1 protein-coding gene is annotated in these 893 nt (G+C 62.0%); it reads right to left on the bottom strand.

The features are described from left to right. Window positions 1-141: 141 nt before the first annotated feature. A partial coding sequence (locus EN964_RS39180) for an ABC transporter ATP-binding protein (RefSeq protein ID WP_164776508.1) occupies window positions 142-893 on the bottom strand: 752 nt, incomplete at its 5' end.

Consider the following 893-nt stretch of genomic DNA (forward strand, 5'->3'; position numbering starts at 1 on the left):
ATTCGAACCCGCCGTAAGGTCCGCGCGTCGAGAACGACACCACGATGATGATGCCGATCGGGATGATCAGCGTCAGCAGCATGATGAGATGGGCCGGCAGCAGGCCGAGGACATTCCAGTCGGGACTTTTTGTGCGTGCCTTCATGCGCCGAGGATCCGCACGGATTCGGCGGCAAAGCCAACTTTTACCGATTGCCCGATTTCGAACATCTGGCCGCGGCTGAGGCTGTTGCGCTTGGAGATGCGCAGCTTGGTTCCGCCCGCTTCAACGAGATAGTATGTGTAGCCGCCAAGATAATTGGTGCTCATGATCGTGCCGTCGACAGCGATCGGGTTGTCCTGCGCGGGCAGGCTGATTTTTTCCGGACGTATCGAGATGAAGGCCTTCTGGCCGGCGACCGCATTCTTGTGAGAGGCCGTCAAGGTCATGCCGAGTTGCGTTTTCACGGTTGCCTGCTCGCCGTCCACGGCAATCACGTCAGCATCGAGGAAGTTGGTCTCGCCGATGAAATCGGCGACGAAGCGGTTCGACGGCTCCTCGTAGATCGCCGCGGGTGTGCCAAGCTGCTGGATCTCGCCATCGCCGAGAACGCAGATGCGATCCGACATGTCGAGCGCTTCTTCCTGGTCGTGGGTGACGAAGACGAAGGTGATGCCGGTCTTGCGCTGCAGGATGCGCAGCTCGTCGCGCATGGCCTGGCGCAGCTTCAGATCGAGTGCGGAGAGCGGTTCGTCGAGCAGCAGCACTTCCGGTTCCGGCGCCAGGGCGCGGGCGAGCGCGACGCGCTGGCGCTGGCCGCCCGACAATTGCTGCGGCTTGCGCCCGGCAAAGGCCTCCATATGGACGAGACGAAGCATATCGGCGACGCGCTTATCGCGGCGGCCCTTTGACC

This window comes from Mesorhizobium sp. M7A.F.Ca.CA.001.10.2.1 (genome assembly GCF_003998575.1).
Classification (GTDB): domain Bacteria; phylum Pseudomonadota; class Alphaproteobacteria; order Rhizobiales; family Rhizobiaceae; genus Mesorhizobium.